The following is a 20,585-nucleotide window of genomic DNA, read 5'->3' as shown; positions in this document are numbered from 1 at the left end:
GCGAAATGTAAGCCTAAAACACAATGTAATTACAGAGGGGAGTTTATTATGCAAAAAGATAATATGAAAAAATTCAAACTGACAACGGTAAGTCAAGCTTGTTTGTTAGCGATTAGTGTTAGTGCAATGCCATTATTGGCAGCAGAAGAAGCACAAACAGCGGAAAAAAATAATAAAGAAGACGCAGTAGAAGTTATCACTGTTACAGGTGTTCGTGGCAGTATTCAGCAATCAATGAATGACAAACGTTTTTCATCTGAAATTATGGATGGCATTTCAGCAGAAGATATTGGTCAGTTACCTGATGAAAACATTGCTGAAGCCTTACAACGGGTCACTGGTATTCAAATGACTCGTGATGCTGATGGTGAAGGCTCTACTGTCCAAATCCGTGGTATTTCAAATAACAACGTAGAAATTAACGGTCAAACTTCCTCTGGTACCGGCTCTGACCGTAGTGTTAACTTCCAAGATTTACCTTCAGAGTTATTTTCAGGTATTGAAGTATTGAAGGCTTCTACTGCTGATCGTATTGAAGGCTCTTTAGGGGGGACCATTAACTTAAAAACCCGTCGTCCATTAGGCATTCAAAAAGATGGCGTGTTATCTGTAACAGCAAAAGCAAAACATTCCGAGCTAGCAGAAGAAACCTCACCTGATTTTAGCGTTTTTGGAGCTAAAAACTGGCGTGATACCGCTCTTGGTGATTTTGGCTTTTTAGCAACCGTAGCTCGTAAAGAATCACATAAACGTACAGAAGCCTTTGGTGGTGGTGATTGGGATGATGCCCCAGGTAACTGGTATCGGGTAGATCAATCAGCTGGCGCTAAATCGCCGTTTAAAAATACTAATTACGATACTCACCGCTTAGATACCGCGCCTATTGATGTTAATAAGGACGGCGTTATCGACGCTAATGATAACTATTATATGGTTGGCGGTTTCCGTTCTTACGTTAAAAATACTGAGGTTACTCGTGACTCGTTAAATGCCACTTTACAATGGCAACCAAACGATGAGATGAACTTTTTCATTGATACCACCATCACTGATGGTGAACAAATAGATAGCGGCACCCAATTTAATACCGCTTTTACTAATGCCATGCCAACCATGGGTTTTGCCCAAAACTTTTCTTCCCTTGGTACCAGTGCAGATGGTATTCAACGTCATCTCTATGATGCCGGAACTATTTCTGGTGCAAATATTCGAATGGGTGGTGCTCCATCAGAAAAAGAATTATTTAGTGAGTCAGAGAAGTTTACTATTGGCGGTGATATTCAAATTACCGATGATTTAAATGTCTCGGCTGAATATTCTACTTCTGAAGGTTCAAGTTATACCAAGCAAGCCCAGTTAAATATGGGTTACGACTATGATCAAAATAACCAATTTAACGGTAATGATTGGGCAGGCGTTACAAGTTTTGACTTGCGCGGTACTGATTTAGGTACATATACCTCATATGATTCACCTTATGGTAATGGCCCATTAAATGAAATAATGGATCCAACCAGTCTAGAACAAAGCAAATTAAGTTACTTTCAAATGCAACGTAATGCTGATGACACTGAACAAGATGATGAGTCATTTAAAATTGATGTTACCTTAGATTTAGATGGTGATTTCTTCACTGGTATTAAAGTTGGTGTCCGTAAAGCGGAACGTAGTTTTGGCAAAATTTCTTACATCAATAAAAGCCAAAAGTCGACAAACTCGGCAACAGATATAGATGGCAATGTTGTTAATACAGCTGTTCATATTCAAAGTTTGTCCGTTGACCCTGCAGCTAATGGTGATGATCTTTTTGCTGATAGTGGTATGACTCAAACCGAAGTTGCACAACAGCTTCAAGATGACTGCTTTTCTACCGAAGGTGTAAAATTAGATAACTTCTCTGGCAACGTGCCACAATCATGGGCAACAACTGAGTGTGGCAGTGATTATTACACTGATTTATTTAACCTTGCGCCAATGAGAGCTATCGGCGCTAATGGTATTCCTATGTTTGAAACCGTAGGCGCTCGTTTTGATGTTACCGAAAAAACTTCAGCCGCCTATATACGTACTGACTTTTATACTGAAATATTCTCAGGTATGACTTTGTTTGGTAATGTTGGTGGTCGCTATATTGAAACGGAAACTATTTCATCAGGTTATAAAGATGTTGGCGGCACAGTTGACTGGGCCACCATACGTGGCGAGTATGATGACTTTTTACCGAGTTTAAACCTTAATATAGGCTTAAATGAGAAAATGGTATTAAGATTTGCTGCTGCAAAAGTGATGTCTCGTCCTGGTTTAGCCGCGATTTCACCATCATTGAAGTTAACCTATCAGGATGATCTTGAAGATGGCTTTGTTGGCACTGGTCAATCTGGAAATCCAGACTTAGATCCCGTTCGTGCCACTAATTTCGATTTATCATTTGAATGGTACTACAGCGACAGCAGTATGTTCTCAGCGGCACTATTTTATAAGGATATTGAGTCGACTATTGCCCGTCAGTTACCTGAGGATAGAACCACTATCTGGATCGAAAAACCAAATGGTGACCAAGAAAAATGGAGTGTTAATAGTTTAGAAAATGCTGAAGGCACAACACTGGAAGGTGTAGAGTTAGGTCTTACTCATACCTTTGATTCGCTACCAGGCTTATTGTCTTATACAGGGGTGAGTGCAAACTATACTTATACCGATGAGCCGAGCAAAATTAAAGATGATGAAGGCGACTCAATTGGCCGTAAAGGTTTATCACAAGACAGTGCAAACTTAGTGGCATTTTATGACGATAAAAGTCTTAGTGTGCGTTTAGCTTATAACTGGCGTTCTGAGTATATTAAGCGTCAAACGGTATTACTTGGTTGGAATGCAATACCAGCATTACCTGAATATGAAGATGCTCGTGGCCAATTAGACTTAACCGTTAATTATAGCTTTAACAAGCACCTTAAACTTAACTTCTCTGCTATTAACTTGAATGATTCGGTGAGTGAACGTTACTTGAAATATGAAGATATGAATAACTATCTTTCTGAGTCAGGCCGTCGTTATAACTTAGGTCTTGTTTATCGTTTCTAATGTCTCAGTAATGATTCAAAACCAGTGCAGTTTGGCTGGTTTTGAGGAAAGGAATAGCGTTCATGTTATCGCAAAATTTATCTATTCCTTTTCTTTAATTCTGCTTTATTTGTTCTTAGTGTAATCAAAAGAGTTTTAACATGAGTCATTTAAATCCTGTTGCTGCTTGTGCTGACGCATCTATATGGAGAGTCCATTGAAATCGATAAAATACTTGCAAAAGACACCTATAAGCATGTTGTTATCGGCTTTGCTGTGTTTCAGTATTGTTTCAACTAAAGCGGTTGAAAATAAAACTCATGACATAAATGAAAAACCTTGGAACTTTTTAGTGATTGTGGTCGACGATCTCGGTTTTATGGATATAGAACCGAATAATCCCGACAGTTTTTATCAGACCCCCAACCTGACCAAGCTTGCTCAGCAAAGCGTCAATTTTACTAACAGTTATGCCGCCAATCCGGTTTGCAGCCCATCGCGTGTTGCCTTGATGACCGGCGTAAATCCGGCGAGATTGAAAGCAACAGACTGGTTTCATCATAAAAACGGCAAACGTCTTACTGGTCACTATCAGGTTGCTAATAGTATTGATTATTTACCCAAAGAAGCGCTAACCATAGCAGAGGCTTTACCGAAATCTTATCAAAAGACCTTTATTGGAAAATGGCACTTAGGTGAAGACGAAAAACTTTGGCCTGAAAACCAAGGTTTTGATACTAATATTGCCGGCTGGGCTGCCGGCTCTCCTAAAGGCGGCTATTTCGCTCCTTATTCAAATCCAAGGTTAGTACAAGGTGAAAAGGGTGAACATTTAACCCAACGTTTAACCAATGAAGCCATTAATACCTTAAAGAGCGCAGCAGATAAGCCATTTTTACTCGTGCTTTCCTATTATTCTGTGCATGTGCCATTACAAGCACCACAGCATTCGATAGAAAAATATCAACAACTGACACGCACGTTAACCGAGCAACAAGAATTTGGCCAAGAAGAACAAGTTCTGCCACAACTGCAAACGGTTCGCAAAGTAAGAAAAGTACAGAACCAACCAGCATACGCGGCAATGGTCGAGCAAATGGATAGCAATGTCGGACGAGTATTAGCTCAACTTGAACAAGCGGGCTTGGCTAATAACACCGTGGTTATTTTTACTTCTGATAATGGTGGTCTTGCAACTTCAGAAGGTTTGCCGACCAGTAACTTACCTCTAAGGGGAGGTAAAGGCTGGATCTACGAAGGCGGCATCAAGGTACCGTTAATGATTAAAGTGCCAGGGATGAGCAAGGCGAATACCATGCAATCCACTCCGGTTATTGGCATGGATATTCCTGCGACAATTTATCACCTAACTGATACCAAAGTCGTTAACCTGGACGGTCAGAGCTTATTGCCATTATTGTTAGATGAAAATGCCACAATTGAGCGACCATTATTTTGGCACTATCCACACTATAGCAATCAAGGCGGTTTGCCTGCATCAGCGGTTCGTTTAGGCAAATATAAATTAATACAGCGCTTAGAAACTGGTGCTGTGCAGCTATACGATCTAGATAAAGATCTCGGAGAAAAAAACGATATATCGGCGCAAAAACCAGAAAAAGTGACTGAGTTATATCGGTTATTATTGCAATGGTATCAAGAGGTTGATGCCCAGTTTCTCAAAGAGAAATCTAGCAATAAAAAACCGTGGCAACCAAAGTTCTAATGACGTTTATTAAAACTAGTCAGTAATCTTCTGCTAGAGATTAGGCTACATAATTTATACCAGCACAAATAAAAAATTGTGGAATATTTTTCCGCGAAATTAGTGCAGCCAAATTTTAGTAATAACAAAACTAATATGTAGCTGTAATTTATTAATAAAAACAACGAAAACAACAAGTAACGAAAGAGGAATTGAGCAATGAAAATATCAACTTTGCTAATGTTAACAGCATTAAGCACGAGCACCTTACTGGCCGGTTGTGGTGCTGATGATGCAAAAAATGAAAAAGTTCTGCCAGAGCCAGAACCAGTTCCAGCACCTGCGCCTGAACCAGAGCCTGAGCCAGAGCCTGAGCCAGAACCTGAGCCAGAACCTGAGCCAGAACCTGAGCCAGAACCTGAGCCAGAACCTGAGCCAGCCGAGAAAAAAGGCGCAGCATTTTCTAAAAAGACAATATCTTGGTCTGATAAAGTTGCCGCTGTAAAACCACATTGGAATTATAACTGGGGCTTAGACACAATCACCGAACAACAACCCGATGATGTTGAATTTGTGCCGATGAAATGGGGTGGCAGTTTAACCGATGAGCAAGTCATCGAGCTGGCACAAGATTATGCCGATGGTAAATTTAAATACCTCTTGGGTTTTAACGAGCCCGATGGCGTTGAACAGTCTAATATGACAGTTGATGAAGCAATCGCTAACTGGACTCAATTAGAAGCGGTAGGTGCTCCTTTGGTGAGTCCTGCTCCAGTCGGTGTTGATAATCCCTGGATGGATGATTTTATGACCAAAGCGCAAGCACAAGGTTTAAAAATTGATTATATCGCCATGCACTCCTACGGTGGTGCAAGCGCTGATGCATTAATAACAAAAATTGATGAGGTTTATGCAAAATGGGGCATACCTATTTGGATCACCGAATTTGCTGTTGCCGATTGGACCGCTGAGTCAAAAGAAACTAACAAATATACGCCAGAAAAAGTATTAACCTTCATGCAGGAAGTATTACCGGCTCTTGACAGCAATGCGAATGTTTTTCGTTACAGCTGGTTTAGTGCTAGTCAAAGTTCTGCGGGCTATAACGCATTATGGCCGTCAGCGTTATTTGATGAAAACGATGCTCTTACACCATTAGGTCAATTTTATGCGGACCATACGCCTAATACCAACGCTGGACCGGGTAAAAGTCCTGTGTTACCACCTGTAGATCCTGACAATATCATCGTCGACCCCAACTTTGAGTTGTTAACTGCAGACGTTTGGGGTGGCTATAATAATAACGTGGTAACGATGGATGTTACCCTGCCATATGATGGTAATTATGCCGGTAAAGTTAATGCTTCTGACGGGTCTTTGTTCCAAGATTTTCAACTGGAAGCGGGTAAATCTTATTCTGTATCTTTGTATTCTAAGTGGCACAACACCCCCGCAGAAGCGACTAACGTAGCCCTGAAGAAACCGGGCAATGGTGCCGCAACTATGTTGGTTGCTCTACCTACTACTACTGAATGGACTGAAACAGCATTCACCTATGATTGTATTGAAACCGGAAAGCATCGCATTGTTCTTTGGAAGGGTAACGCTCCTGGTGAGATGTTTTTTGTCGACAATGTCGTAATAAAAGAACTGAACTAAGCTAGCAAGCATGTAAATCATATCGGCATGCAGTGTAATGTTAATAATATTTCATCATCTGTTTCTTGAGCAGATGATGAATGTTTACAATTTTGGTCCCTCGATATTTAGACAGAGACTTTGTCACTAAAGTTAACGTCACTATACAAACAACAATAACCCACAGGCTTAACTGATGAAGATTTTAAACTATATAATTTTAACTGGTTTGTTACTTTGTAGCGGACAGTTGTTCGCCGCTAACAAGCCAAACTTTATTGTGGTACTAACCGATGATCAAGGTTATGCCGACGTCGGCTTTAATGGTAGTGACGACATCATTACCCCCAACATTGACCGAATCGCGACTGAAGGTACCAGGTTTACCAATGGCTATGTCACATACGCGGTATGTGGTCCGAGTCGAGCCGGCTTATTAACTGGACGTTATCAAGGGCGATTTGGCTTTGGTCGCAATCCGGTAATCGACCCAACCGATACCCAGTCAGGTTTACCATTATCGGAAAAAATGATCTCAGAAGTGCTAAAACCAGTCGGTTATACCTCCAGTATTATCGGCAAATGGCATATGGGCACCCATGAGCAATTTCATCCGAATAACCGCGGCTTTGACCATTTTTATGGGTTTCTGGCCGGTGGCCATGAATATTTTCCCGAGCAGCTAGTCTTTAATTCTATTGAAGAGGCGGGAGGAAATTTTGGCTGGTACAAAACCAAACTACTAGAAAATAACAAGCGCGTCGAAACCTCATCCTACCTAACCGATGAGTTATCAACTGCAGCGGTAAAATTTATCGAACGAGAACAAGAAAATCCATTTTTTTTATATCTTGCTTATAACGCACCGCATACCCCGTTACAGGCACCAAAACAATACTTAGACCGCAATACTCATATTGACAATAAAGACCGTCGTACTTATGCGGCCATGATCACGGCGGTTGATGATGGTGTTGGCCGTATATTAGCGAAACTAAAAGAGTTGGATATTGACGATAATACCGTAGTGTTTTTCTTATCTGACAATGGTGGCCCACGCAAAAATACCTCTAATAATGCCCCGCTACGTGGTCACAAAGGTGACTATTTTGAAGGTGGTATTCACGTACCGTTTGCGGTTCGCTGGCCTGGCCAAATCCCTGCTGGGGTAGATTATCGCAACCCGGTAAGTTCATTAGATATTTTAGCGACTTTTGCCGGATTAACCGATGCCCCGATTGCAAAAGAACGTCCGTTAGATGGGGTTAATTTAATGCCTTACATAACAGGAAAGGATGACGGGTTACCCCATGAAGTGTTGTTCTGGCGGAATTTCGACCAAGGCACGTTAGCCACTCGTCGAGGATACAGCAAAGCGATTCATTCTAAAAAAGTGGGCGATCATCTGTATAACTTAGACAATGATTTAGCCGAAACAAGCAATCTGCTTAAATATAACAAGGGGCAATTCAAACAGCACAAGCAAGAAATGCAAGCGTGGCAGACTGAATTGATCGATCCTGTTTTTAGGCCGCTACAAGGTCAAAGTGCCAAGAATAAGAATAAGAATAAGAATAAGAATAAGAAGAATAAGAATAGAGAAAAATAATTATGCACATGCTTTGTCGATTGGTTCTCACTTTAACCGTTTTTAGCCAAGGCATATTCGCCGCAGAAATGGACCAAAAAATCAATAAACCGGATACCAGACCTAATGTTGTGTTGATTTTGGTAGACGATTTAAACGACTACCAAGGTATATTTGGTGGTCACCCACAAGCGAAAACACCGAATATCGATAAGCTGGCCGAAAGTGGTGTGCGCTTTAGCAATGCACACTCGAATGTACCAGTATGTCAACCGTCACGTAATAGCATGTTTACTGGGGTCTATCCGCATCGATCAAAAGACTTTGGTTGGGAGGCTCATTACAAAATCAAGGGATTAAAAGATAATAAAACCTTAGTTGAGCGCTTTAATGAAACCGGCTATTACACTTTAGGCACGGGTAAATTGCTGCACAGTGAGCGTCAAAATCTTTGGCAAAAGTGGGGCATGAATCGCAACCATAATTATGGTCCGTTTTATTTCGATGGTGAGACAATGGGGGCCGTACCGACGGTGCCCACACCATATAGTGACATTGGTGCTGTCGACGGTGGTTACGGTCGGTTATCTGATGTTGGTCAATCGACTGGTGAAAAAGACGCTATTGGCTGGGTTTATGGTTGGGATAAAAAGCCCTTTCGTTATGTTAATGATAACAACCGCAGTAAAACGCAAGATGAATTGCATGCACAATGGGCAATACAGCAGCTTGAGCAACTGGCACGACAAGAAAACAAACCGCCGTTTTTCATGGGGGTTGGCTTTGTCCGTCCACATACGCCATTATATGCCCCCGATCGATTTTTTGACTTATTTCCACTCAACAGTCTTATCATACCGCCTTGGTTAGCCGGCGATAACGGCGATACCTTTCTAAAGAATAATATCGCCGCTGACAGCAAAGGCTTGAATTATTATAAGCAGTTACTGGCTTCTTATAAGGGCGACAGAGAAATTGCTATTAAGCATTTTTTACAAGCTTACCTTGCCTGCATTAGCTTTGTTGATGAGCAAATTGGCAAGGTGCTGAACCAACTTGATAGTCACCCGAAGTTGCGCGACAACACTATTGTGGTCTTTACCAGTGATCATGGCTGGCAAATGGGCGAAAAAAACTATCTGTTTAAAAATTCACCATGGGAAGAAAGTACCCGTATTCCGCTGATCATTCGTCTTCCTGGTAATCCACATAATGGCCGCCAAGTCGCTCATCCAGTATCGTTAATCGATATTTATCCAACGCTAGCGGATTATGTGCAATTTTCTGCAAATCATCAAAAAAGTAATCAAGCACTACCGCTAGGAGGCCATAGCTTAAGAGCGTTTTTGGAAAACCCGGCAACGCAAATGTGGCAAGGCCCTAATGGTGCACTATCCATCATCGGTAATTTTGGTGGCAGCATGAAAGAATGGCGACCGGCAAAACAAACTTATTCCTATCGAACAAAAAACTGGCGTTATATCCGTTATGCCAATGGTCAGGAAGAACTTTATGATCATCAAAATGATCCTTATGAATGGCACAATCTTGCTTATCAACCAAAAAATCAACCAGTAAAAGTCAAGTTGCGTCGGCAGATAAATGAAATTATTGGCGAAGAATTGGAAGTCAGTGATGTTACTAGCATAACGGTTCAATAAGTAATAAATACGTTAGCGGAAACCGGTGTCGTTTTGACCAAGGCTAGGTTTCTGCGTCAATATGTAGTCCGTCAAGGGCTGGACTGTTAACTGGTCGTTATCAACAACGTTTTGGTCATCACCACAACCTACAAGACAAGCCTGAGGGTAACGACACTGAAGAAAATTTTCGCACCACCTTAAAAAACAAGCAGAAAACAATTCCTGAACTATTCCAACAAGCCAGTTATATAACCTTTATCATAGGCAAAGGTGATTATAATTATTACTAATCAAAGATCTAGGTTATTTTGTTTGAACCTCTGACCGAAAAATTAAAAAAATACCGGAGGATAAAATCCACCGGTCGGCATAGACAATAGATGTTTAGTGATTATTCACCGGTCACAACAATGTCATCGACATATGCTTTTTCATTGTTTTTGTTGGCATTGGTGACGAATCGAATCACGATACTGGTATTCTCCGCGGCAACAGGAAGCAGCTTAGAATGGTTCGCATAGGCTGTGGTATTAAGGGTTTCCAGGTCATACCAAGTGCCGGTTCCTTGTATTTTCCAACGCACTCTAAGGTTTTCAGCGCCGGCTAGCGACAGCGTGCGACGAGCATAACTCAGCGTAATATTAGTGTAACCTAACGTGCTGACAATGCGGTCGATGATAGTCGTCTTTTTAAGCTCAACACCATAAGTACCATTATATGCGGCAGGGGTTTTAACACTGGCATCTCCAGTTACCGTCCAGGCGCTTAGGCTGGCACTTTCCATATCATCACTAAATAATGTCGCGGGTTCTGAAGACGCTGGATCTACCGTGATATTTAATGTTGTTGTATCCGTATCTGTACCATCACTGACTTCTACCGTCCAGCTGTCTGCTGCTGCTTGCGTTGGCGTGCCTGAAAAGGTGCCATCCGAGGCAAGGGTTAACCAGGTAGGTGTTGACACTAAACGATAAGTTAATGTATCACCGTTGGCATCCGTCGCCGAGCCTGCGAGTGAGCCGCTGTAAGCCACATCTACCGTGGCATTGGCTTTGTTAATCGGACTCACAGTGAACGCTGGCGCGTCGTTGCTTGCTGGTGCAGAGTGTCTGACTAATTCAAAATTATCAACACGGGCATAACCGGCACTGTCCCCTTGAATGGCAACAAAGATTACTTTACCTGCATCCAATGCTGTCGCCGTGTAAATTCCGTCATGAGCAACGGTTTCATAACTACCATTTTGTGAAGAAAGTGGCGAGACATCTATGACTAAATCGGTACGCACACCGGCAAGCGTATCATCATCGGTAACAAACAAGCTAACACTGATGTTGTCTGTAGCATCAACCCAGTTCCAGTCATCTTTCCATACGTATCTGATATCAAAGGCATCACCTGCAACCATAGCATAACCGGTATTCAGTGCGGCAATGCGAGCGGATGTGGCCACAAGGTTCTGACTGGCATCAAAAGTAATATTATTATTGGTAGCAACTTGTGTTTGTGCACCTCCGAGGTTGTACCAGCCTGGGGTGTTGGCAAAGGTCACTGCAGTGCCGGCTGCAGAATTGAAATCACCGTTCATTTTTGCGCCGCCAACAAGCACTAAGTCAGTAACCGATACTGCTTGCCAGGTACGAACATAATCAAATTTTGCACTGGTTAACCAACCCACAGGTTCGCTGCTAAAGGTGCCGATATCACCAAAACTTGCCCCGTCTGAGAGCCAGAGAAATTCGGCGACTTGCGGAACCCAAGTGCCTTCATATTGAGTTTTCAACACGCCGTCATAATAAATATTCATCACGTGCTCGTTCCATTCCATACCATAGGTGTGGTAGCCACTATGAATGCCAGGTGTCTTATACGGCTTGGTATTTGCCTGATGATCTGCGCCGTAGCCGTCGATATGCACAACCGCTTTGGTGCTATCGCTAAACCATGCGGACTCAAAAATATCGACTTCCGCGCCATCGTTACCGGTACCATCTACATTGCTTTGATTCTGACCTTGCAGCCAAAACGCGGTGTGGGTGTCTTTGGTGCTGTCAGCGATTTGTATTCTTGCTTCCACATAGCCATAGGTAGGTTCATAAAGGTTTTTTGAACTCACGGAACCTGTGTGCATGGTATTGGCATCAAATTTACTGACATCTAACACTAAGTTGCCAATGCCATCGACTGAAACGTTCTCAGCTACAAACCACCAATCATCAATACCGCGATCCCAGCGTGGCGACCGAGTCTTGGTGCTTACATCGATACTCCATTTCGTTGCATCTAAACTGGCGCCGTTAAACTCATCAGTAAATTCTAAACTCCAACCTGTTTCTTCTGATGCTGGCAGAGCGTCAACGGGGGTTTGTGGATCCACGGTTGCGGCCAAGGCGCTGATAGAGCCACACGCTATTGCTATTGCGGTGATCACACTTGTTGCTTGTTGTTTCATCTTACTTTCTTCCTCAGTTGTTTTGCCTCTCTATAAGAGGCTTTTAGTTTTGCCTCGGTGAAGGTGAAATCCTTCTTATTGGTAGGCTAGTTATTAATATTTGAGAAATTTTTTATTATTGCGACGTCAGCCCGGCGTTTACCGATAACTTCGGTCGCTTTTATTTATGGCTAAATGTTAAGACGAATGAGTCGAAAAAATCCGCCGTAGTTTTCATAAAATATTATGTTTGAACCGTGATCGATCTATTCCAAGTTGGGGCGAGTACTAGGATCTCGAAAAAAGCCCGGAGGATATGATCCTCCGGGCTGCATAAACCATAGATGTTTGGTGATTATTTATTAATATTTGAGAAATTATTTATGTTTTGAAAATACGGCTGCTGATCTGGCCAGGTATACTTGCAGCGCAACTTGCCACACTATGTTTTAGTTTTATAGTATTGCTATTCATTGAGCAACGCGATTGCAGCGTCAGCTAGGCGTTTGCCGAAAAGTTGGTAGCCTTGTTGGCTGTAATGTAAGTCATTATTAATCACTTTTCCCTGACGGTTAAGGCCATCGTTTAAATCATCTGTATTTACCCAAGCGGCGTTGTCTAACTGTTTTGTTAACTGTACCTGCGCGTCTCTGACCAAGGTCCAGTGCTTATATTTGTTATTCGCCAGATCAAAGTCACTCAGCCGACCAATCACCACATTCATTTTTTCTTGGCCCTGGTCGCGCTTTAGTTGCTCAACGATATTGAGAAAACTTTGTTGGTATAAATGACCATGTTGTTCTCTGGCATCACGCTCACCTTGCATCCATAGGAAGGTCAGCGAGGCAATTTGTTCATCTTTAATGGCAAGTTCAACCTTGGCAATTAAGCGTTGATATAAATCACCATTATTTTTTGCCTGATAGTTTTTCGAAACATTATTTAATGATGGCTGCCAATTTTTGTCCCAGCGCCTTATCGGTTGCCCACCTTTAGCGTCTTTAACGACAATGGTATTATCAGCGCCAAATGCTTCAATAATCCTCGGAGTGAAAAAAGTATCCACATCTAAACCGACCATATTTGACTGTCCAGACAAAATAAATACGTGCTTTGCTGAATTGTGCGTGCTTGCGCAGCCAGAAATTATACAAATGAAAAATAATAAATAGAACAATTTAATCATGCTAAACCTTGAGGAATTGCGTTTTTCTTGGTGACGGACAACCAAGTTAGTTTACGTCACTATTTTGTAAAGGCCAGGTTGTAGGATAACTTTAAAGAAGCCAAGTTTTGCCTGTTATTTAACTAATGATTTCATCTTCGATTGCTAAATAGGCCAAATGTATCAGAGCTGAAATGAGCCCTGATACATTAATCGCAAGTGAACGAAGTTTCATCGCGGCTTAACCTTTTAATGCCAAGGTGATTTTTTTAGCGCTGACTTTTTTGTACTCAATGTTAAAGCTTTTTTCTAATACCGATAACAGTCCATCGATATCACCCGTTTTAAACATTCCGGCTACTTTAATCTTTCTGAGTTGTTCATCGTCGGCTAACTCAAAGGAAATATCGCTATAACGACTGATTTCTTTTATGGCGTCGGCTAATGAGTCGCCTCTAAAAATTAAATTACCTTTACGCCAAGATAACTTCGAGGATATTTCACTTTGCTCAACTTTTTTTACCACACCTTCTGCGACCGGTAAGGAGATATGTAAATCAATCATTTCACCTTTAGCAACGGGAATCGCTCTGTTACTGATAGGGCTTTCCTGCGTCAGTGAATTTTGAGAGTCTACTAATACTTTGCCATCGGTCACAATCAGTTCAACCAGCTTATCACTTACTTGTACATTAAATGCAGTACCAACAGCTTGAATTACTTTTCCTGCGGCTAATACTCTCAGTGGACGAGATTTATTATGAGCGACTTCAATATGCAATTCGCCTCGTTGTAATTCAATAGTACGAGCCTCTTCGCTATATGTTACATTGACTAAGCTGTTAGTATTTAGCACTAGAACACTGGAATCAGGTAAGTGTATAGTATTGCTTTCACCAACCTCAGTCTCATATTGTGTTGCTAACGTAGTGTACTGCTGTTGTCCATGCAAAAATGGTAGTTGCTCTGTTTGCAGTAATAAAACACATACCAAGAAAACAACCGAAGCGGCAATGGCTTTAAATTGATTGGAAAACCAATTACCTTTTACTGCCGACTTGGGAAAGATGTCTGACAAGCGATTTAGCTCATCTAATTTATCCCACATTTGCGCCACTTCAAACATTACTTTCATATGTTCGGGTGACATGTGTATCCATCGTTGAAATTGTTTAGATTCTTTCGTGGTTAACCCACGATCCATTTTAGCAATCCAGTCACTGGCCTGATCTAATACTAAATCATCTTGCTCAGCCTGTTGATGTAATTGGTGTATATTACTCATACGCACCTCCAAATCCTTCTTTTGAATTATTCATTTTAGCTTCGTTAATCTTGTTTCTGTTGCGCTTAAATTGCATACAGCGTTTGGTACCGGACGATATATGTTTCTCTACCGTGCTTTCGCTAATTTCTAATTGATGGGAAATTTCTTTTTGTGAATAGCCATACACTTTCTTTAACACAAAAACTTTCCGGCATTGCACCGGCAATAATCTAATTGCTTCACAAAGCTCGGCAAACTCATCACTAGCCACTTTTGCCTGAAATACTTCATCGGTACTGGCGTCGTTGATAACACGTTCAAATTCAGTCCAGTCATCAACACTGTCAACTAAACGTACGCCAGCTTGTTTTTGGTAATCTAAAGCCAAATTTTTAGCTGTAGTAAAGATAAATGATTTTGGCGATGTGATAGCCTCAGGGTTTTTCACCTGGCATATTCTTACGTATGTTTCCTGAACAATATCTTCAATTTCACTTGGCGGAGCAATGCGCGCAACAACTCTTCGCAAACTCTCTCTCGAGGCCAAATATATTTGATGAAACATACCGTCTCCAGGCATCACATAATTTGTTAGCATACACTTACCTTTGTTAGTATACATTGTTTTCAACGTGCGGTTTATAAGCACAATTTTTCTATGGCTTCTTATTAAGACGAATGAGCAATAAAAATCCGCCACTTCGAATATTAAAAATATTATATTTGTATATTGGCTAGCGTTTTGGCTATCATGTATTTTTCACTTCTCGGCTGGGTATTCATATATCTTTCCGTAAGTATGTTTTAAATATGTAGATATTTCAGTTGGTTATGTTTAATTGTTGCGGATGCATTTTAATGTTGTTTATAAATAAATGTCGTCAGTCAAACTAATGTTTAATTTTTTGATTGTGTTAAAGTGGCGTAAAAATTCGACTTGTATGCAAAGGTCAAATTTACTCGCAATATTACTGATGGTTATATCGACTACAACCTTTGCCAATAGCAAAAATACCATTGTAAATTTCAACCTGCCTAAACAGAATGCTGATTCGGCAATTATAGCGTTTGCTGAACAGGCTGATATCACTTTACTGTTTCCTTTGGATAAGCTTGAGGGAGTAACAACTAATGAAGTTGTGGGTTGGTATAAAGTTTCCCGAGCGTTAACAGTGTTATTGGCCGATACTGGTCTTAAAGCTGAAATGGGTGATAGTGGGCTATTTTCTATCGTTATAGAACAAAATTTTGGCGATACGCAGTTAAGCAATAATGAAGCCGCGGCTGTTACTTCAGACGAGGAGAGCGGCATTACATCTTCGTCAGACATGACTCAAATAACTAAAAAGAACATTTCAGAAAAAGATGAAATGGAAGTTATTACTATTTCAGGTGTCAGAGGCAGTATTGCCCAATCGATAAACGATAAACGCTTTTCCACCGAAATCAAAGACAGTATTTCAGCCGAAGATATTGGCCAGTTACCCGATGAAAACATTGCTGAAGCACTGCAACGGGTTACTGGCATTCAAATGACGCGAGCGCCAGATGGCGAAGGTACCTCGATACAAATACGTGGCCTTTCTAATAACAATGTCGAGATCAACGGGCAGACGGCATCAGGCTCTGGCGCCGATCGCAGTGTTAATTTTCAAGACATTCCATCAGAACTATTCTCTGCTATCGAGATATTAAAAGCGCCAACCGCTGATAAAATAGAAGGTTCGCTCGGTGGTACCATTAATTTAAAAACTCGACGGCCGTTAAATATTCAGGATGATCAAGTTGGCTCAATTACCGCCAAGGTTAAATATAATGAATTTAGCGACAAAACCGCACCTGATTTCAGTGGTTTTTTTGCGAAAAACTTTAGAAACACGGCTGTGGGTGATGTGGGGTTTGTCATCAATTTTGGCCATAAAGAAATCATCAGTCAAACCGATGTGTTTGGTGGTGGCAGTTTTGGCGCTGCCCCGGCGCAATGGTTTCGTCGAAGTGGTGGCCAAATCCCTGCGGGCAATAATAGCAACAATCAATTTTTAGCCGATGGGTCGTTTCAATATTTAAGTAGCGATGACGACAATGGCGATACTGTTTATGGTATTGACGTAAACCAAGATGGCGTTGTTGATCAACACGATAATTATTATACGCCCGGCGGTATAAGAACCTTTTCACGTTATGTTGAATCACAACGAGACTCTTTAAACTTTACTTCGCAATGGCAACCAAGTGACAAGGTAAATGTTTACTTTGATTATTCAACGGCTGATAGTGACGAAGATTTATATGGCTCACAGATGAGTCTGGCGTTTAACGCCGCCCGTTCGTTTCCCATTAATGGCGCGGATTACAGTTTAACGCCCGTTAGTGATGATACTTATATGCTTGAAAGTGGCTTGATAGGCGCGACGAGCGTTAGGATGGGCGGTGCGCCTTCGGTCAGAAATACCTGGCGTGAGTCCGAAAACGTCACGGTTGGTGTAGACTACCAACTCAGCAACGACCTGCTAACAGAATTTGCCTTCAGTACCTCGAACGGTTCAAGTAAAACCAAACAGGCACAATTAAACATGGGTTATGATTGGGACTCAAATAGTAATATTGATCCCGCTGATTGGGCTGGTCTCGTTGCTTATGATTTTAGCAATGGCGATATTCCAAATGCCACGTTTTACCAATCGCCACAACACCCTGCTGATGGCTTGCAACCAGCAACCAGTTTTAATGAGCTAGTCGCATTGGATCCAACCAGTTTATCTTATGACCGGTTGAATTATTTCCAGATGCAAAGAAATGCCGATGATACCCAAAATGAAGACTCGGCCTACAAATTAGATTTCACCTATGATCTTGAAGGTGATTTTTTTACATCAATAAAAGTAGGTGCCAGAGTCGCGACTCGAGAATTTGAACGTGCCTCTTATATCAACTCCAACCAAAAAGATGGTTTTACCGCCAATGGGTTAGTTACTGCGGTTGATATTCAACAGATAAAAGTAAATCCAGATGCTAATGATGATCCTGAAGATGCTCAAACTGCAATCGATCTGATGCAATGTTTTACTCATGACGGTATAGATGTCGGCAGGAGTAACTTACCGAGCAGCTGGACGACAACTCGTTGTGGTAGTGATACCTTTACTGAGTATTTTAACATGCATGATATCAGGGCGATTAACCCTAATTCAGGCTCGGGGTATTATGAAACTGAAGGTTCACGCTATGATGTAGTAGAAGACACCGAAGCGGTTTATTTTAAAGCCGACTTTTATACTTTTTGGGGAGACATGCCATTTTTTGGTAATTTCGGTGTTAGATACGTAGTCACTGATACAGAATCTTCAGGTTACTTGCAAAATGCTCCAGTTGCCGGCATGCCTACAAGCTTTTCATGGGTTAGCTTGAATGGTAATTACCAAGATGTATTGCCATCATTGAACCTTAATTTGAGTTTAACTGATGAAATGTTAATTCGTTTTGCCGCTTATGAAGCCATTTCTCGTCCTAATTTAGCTGATTTATCTCCAAGTATTAGGCTGAATTATAACGCTGATATAGAAGGTTATGTCGGAACAGCCAATATGGGTAATCCAAAATTGGAGCCAATCAGAACAATCAACTACGATATTTCTTATGAATGGTATTACTCGAAAAGCAGTATGTTTTCTGCTGCCCTGTTTAGTAAAGATTTAGAATCGGTTATTTTTGTTGATGCTGCGGATAAAATGGCGGTGGAAATTGGCGGTCAGTTGTTCTTGGCGACTCAGCCACAAAACCAAGAAGGCACCTTAATAAATGGCGTTGAGCTGAATCTACAACATTCCTTCGCTCACTTGCAAAGCTTGTTGTCAAATACTGGGTTTGGCATCAACTACACCTATACCGATGAAGACTCAAATAACTTTGATGAAGAAGGCGATCCAATTGGCCGTGTTGGCTTGTCAGAGCATAGTTATAACTTAGCCGCTTACTATGATGATGATACTTTTAGCATCCGTCTAGCCTATAATTGGCGCGATGACTTTGTGCGCAGACCCAGTGTTGCGCTTGGTTTTAACCGTCCAGAAACACTACCTGAAATAGAAAAAGCACGAGGCCAGTTAGATTTAACGGCAAACTATTCTATTAACGGTAATTTAAAAATCAACTTCTCGGCCATAAATCTTAACGAATCAAGATCAGAACGCTATATGAAGTACGAAAAGTTGGTCAATTACATTGCTGAATCCGGGGTCAAATATAACCTGGGTTTAGTCTATCGTTTTTAATCGTCCGTAGAATTATAAATTAGCAGTTTTTCAATTTTTAACCCTTTACATCGCACCCATATGTTTCCTTCAACAATTTTTGCTCAGTAGTCCCCCTCTGCAATAACTTTTTCGAAAACATTAAATTTATATGGCGGAAATTAACACCTTATTCGTCTTATTAAGTTGAAGCGAAAGGTTTTCTAAAAATATAATTTTTTATCCAAACAGCATTCATTTAAATTGTTCAAAGAGAAATAATAATGTTAAAAAAAATATCTGCGCTCAGCACAGCAATTCTGGCGTTACTGCAAATGGGTTGTGGTGATGAGGTTAATCATGGTAACCATGTGCTGCATGAGAAAAATACTAAACCCAATATCGTTATTTTTTATATTGATGATCTTGGCTATGGTGATGTCGGCAGTTATGGAGCCGTCGGTGTAGAAACGCCATCAATTGATAAGCTTGCCGAAAATGGTGTTAGGTTTACCGACGCCCATAGCTCAGCGGCCACTTGTACCCCTTCTCGATATTCACTGTTAACCGGTGAACATGGCTTTCGCAATAATGCGGCAATTTTGCCAGGAGATGCACCTTCACTCATTCGTCCAGGAAAAGCAACATTACCGGCAATGCTAAAAAAAGCGGGTTATCAAACCGCGGTCATTGGTAAGTGGCACCTTGGTTTAGGCGACGGAGATGTTAACTGGAATGGCGATGTGAGCCCAGGACCACTTGATATCGGCTTTGATTATAGCTTCTTACTACCTGCCACTGGCGATCGGGTACCAACGGTTTATCTTGAAAACACCAAAGTGGTAAATTTAGACCCTAATGATCCAATTAGCGTAAGCTATAAAGGCAAGGTCGGCGAGCGTCCAACTCGTTTAGAACGTCCAGATTTAGCAAGAGTTGTAGCCGATGAGCAACACAGTGAAACCATCATTAACGGCGTTAGTCGCATTGGTACTATGGGCGGCGGTGAATCTGCTCTTTGGGTAGACGAAGACTTCCCTGATGTTTTTACTGGCAAAGCGATTGATTTCATCCACGCAAACAAAAACAAGCCGTTTTTCTTGTTCCATTCATACCATGATATTCATGTTCCTCGTTTGCCGCATCCAAGGTTTAAAGGGAAAAGTAGTATGGGGCCGCGTGGCGATGCGATAGCGCAAATGGATTGGATGACCGGCAAAGTAGTGAGCGAGCTTGAACAATTAGGTCTAGCCGAGAACACCTTAATCATCTTCACCAGTGATAATGGCCCAGTATTAACCGATGGGTATGACGACCAGGCAATCGAATTGCTTGGTGATCATAAGCCATGGGGACCATTTCGAGGTGGAAAATACAGTGCCTTTGAAGCCGGCACCCGAGTGCCTACCATTGTTTACTGGCCTGGAAAAGTAAAGCCTAAGGTAAGTGATGCATTATTGTCGCAAATGGATATTTACGCTTCTGTGGCAAAACTAGTTGGCGTAAAACTCGAAGATAATGAAGCAGTAGATAGCGTTGAATATTTATCTGTATTGCTGGGTGAAGAGGAAATAGCTAGAGAGGCATTGATAGAGGAATCGGTGGCGACTAACTCTCTGCGGGTTAACCAGTGGAAATATATCGCACCAGTAAAAAATAACAATGTTGCAGCATTTTTAGCTCATAAGAACATCGAAGGTGGTTTTGCTGAAAAGCCACAACTTTTTGATCTTTCAAAAGACATTACTGAGCAGAATAACCTTGCTAGTGCGAATCCAAAACTTGTTCAACAAATGCAGCTTAGGCTGACTGAAATAATTAATTCAGGTTACTAAACTAGCGCAACAATTCATTGGAGT

The 20,585-nt window shown here is 41.4% G+C and carries 12 protein-coding genes; 8 read left to right on the top strand and 4 right to left on the bottom strand.

Going from position 1 to position 20,585, the window contains the following annotated elements; translation table 11 throughout:
* The first annotated feature begins 48 nt into the window (after window positions 1-48).
* From RI844_RS12815 to RI844_RS20290, 6 genes are all read left to right on the top strand, one after another.
* On the top strand, window positions 49-3,081 hold the full coding sequence (locus RI844_RS12815; protein WP_348395064.1) for a TonB-dependent receptor: 3,033 nt from the start codon (window positions 49-51) through the stop codon (window positions 3,079-3,081).
* Between the two features lie 196 nt (window positions 3,082-3,277).
* A complete protein-coding gene (locus RI844_RS12810) occupies window positions 3,278-4,786 on the top strand; it encodes a sulfatase (protein WP_348395063.1) in 1,509 nt (502 codons plus the stop codon).
* Between the two features lie 198 nt (window positions 4,787-4,984).
* Entirely contained in the window at window positions 4,985-6,424 is a 1,440-nt protein-coding gene (locus RI844_RS12805; RefSeq protein WP_348395062.1) for a glycosyl hydrolase, read from the top strand.
* 175 nt (window positions 6,425-6,599) lie between these two features.
* Window positions 6,600-8,012, top strand: coding sequence for a sulfatase-like hydrolase/transferase (locus RI844_RS12800; protein ID WP_348395061.1), 1,413 nt, complete (start codon window positions 6,600-6,602; stop codon window positions 8,010-8,012).
* A 2-nt stretch (window positions 8,013-8,014) separates the two neighbouring features.
* Entirely contained in the window at window positions 8,015-9,652 is a 1,638-nt protein-coding gene (locus RI844_RS12795) for a sulfatase (protein WP_348395060.1), read from the top strand.
* A gap of 59 nt (window positions 9,653-9,711) precedes the next feature.
* The gene (locus RI844_RS20290) at window positions 9,712-9,924 is read left to right on the top strand and encodes a sulfatase-like hydrolase/transferase (protein ID WP_405054486.1); all 213 of its coding nucleotides are present in this window, start codon (window positions 9,712-9,714) and stop codon (window positions 9,922-9,924) included.
* Window positions 9,925-10,025: 101 nt separating this feature from the next.
* Here RI844_RS20290 and RI844_RS12790 read toward each other — a convergent pair whose 3' ends face one another.
* The 4 genes from RI844_RS12790 to RI844_RS12775 form a co-directional block, all read right to left on the bottom strand.
* Window positions 10,026-12,086 (bottom strand): glycoside hydrolase family 16 protein, encoded by a 2,061-nt coding sequence (locus RI844_RS12790; RefSeq protein WP_348395059.1) that lies wholly within the window; start codon window positions 12,084-12,086, stop codon window positions 10,026-10,028.
* 445 nt (window positions 12,087-12,531) lie between these two features.
* Window positions 12,532-13,251, bottom strand: a complete 720-nt coding sequence (locus tag RI844_RS12785) for a sialate O-acetylesterase (RefSeq protein ID WP_348395058.1) — start codon at window positions 13,249-13,251, stop codon at window positions 12,532-12,534.
* A gap of 220 nt (window positions 13,252-13,471) precedes the next feature.
* Window positions 13,472-14,515: a FecR family protein gene (locus RI844_RS12780; protein ID WP_348395057.1), complete on the bottom strand. Its 1,044-nt coding sequence runs from the start codon at window positions 14,513-14,515 to the stop codon at window positions 13,472-13,474.
* Window positions 14,508-15,095, bottom strand: a complete 588-nt coding sequence (locus RI844_RS12775) for an RNA polymerase sigma factor (RefSeq protein WP_348395056.1) — start codon at window positions 15,093-15,095, stop codon at window positions 14,508-14,510. Before RI844_RS12775 ends, RI844_RS12780 begins: the two co-directional genes overlap by 8 nt.
* 343 nt (window positions 15,096-15,438) lie before the next feature.
* Between RI844_RS12775 and RI844_RS12770 the strand changes: the two genes are divergently transcribed.
* Both RI844_RS12770 and RI844_RS12765 read left to right on the top strand, forming a co-directional pair.
* The gene (locus tag RI844_RS12770; protein WP_348395055.1) at window positions 15,439-18,768 is read left to right on the top strand and encodes a TonB-dependent receptor; all 3,330 of its coding nucleotides are present in this window, start codon (window positions 15,439-15,441) and stop codon (window positions 18,766-18,768) included.
* A 242-nt stretch (window positions 18,769-19,010) separates the two neighbouring features.
* Window positions 19,011-20,561, top strand: a complete 1,551-nt coding sequence (locus RI844_RS12765) for a sulfatase family protein (RefSeq protein WP_405054398.1) — start codon at window positions 19,011-19,013, stop codon at window positions 20,559-20,561.
* Window positions 20,562-20,585: the final 24 nt, after the last annotated feature.

Source organism: Thalassotalea fonticola (genome assembly GCF_032911225.1).
GTDB classification, from domain to species: Bacteria; Pseudomonadota; Gammaproteobacteria; order Enterobacterales; family Alteromonadaceae; genus Thalassotalea_A; species Thalassotalea_A fonticola.
The sequence above is the reverse complement of the archived record's forward strand: the minus strand, read 5'-3'. Positions and strand labels throughout refer to the sequence as shown.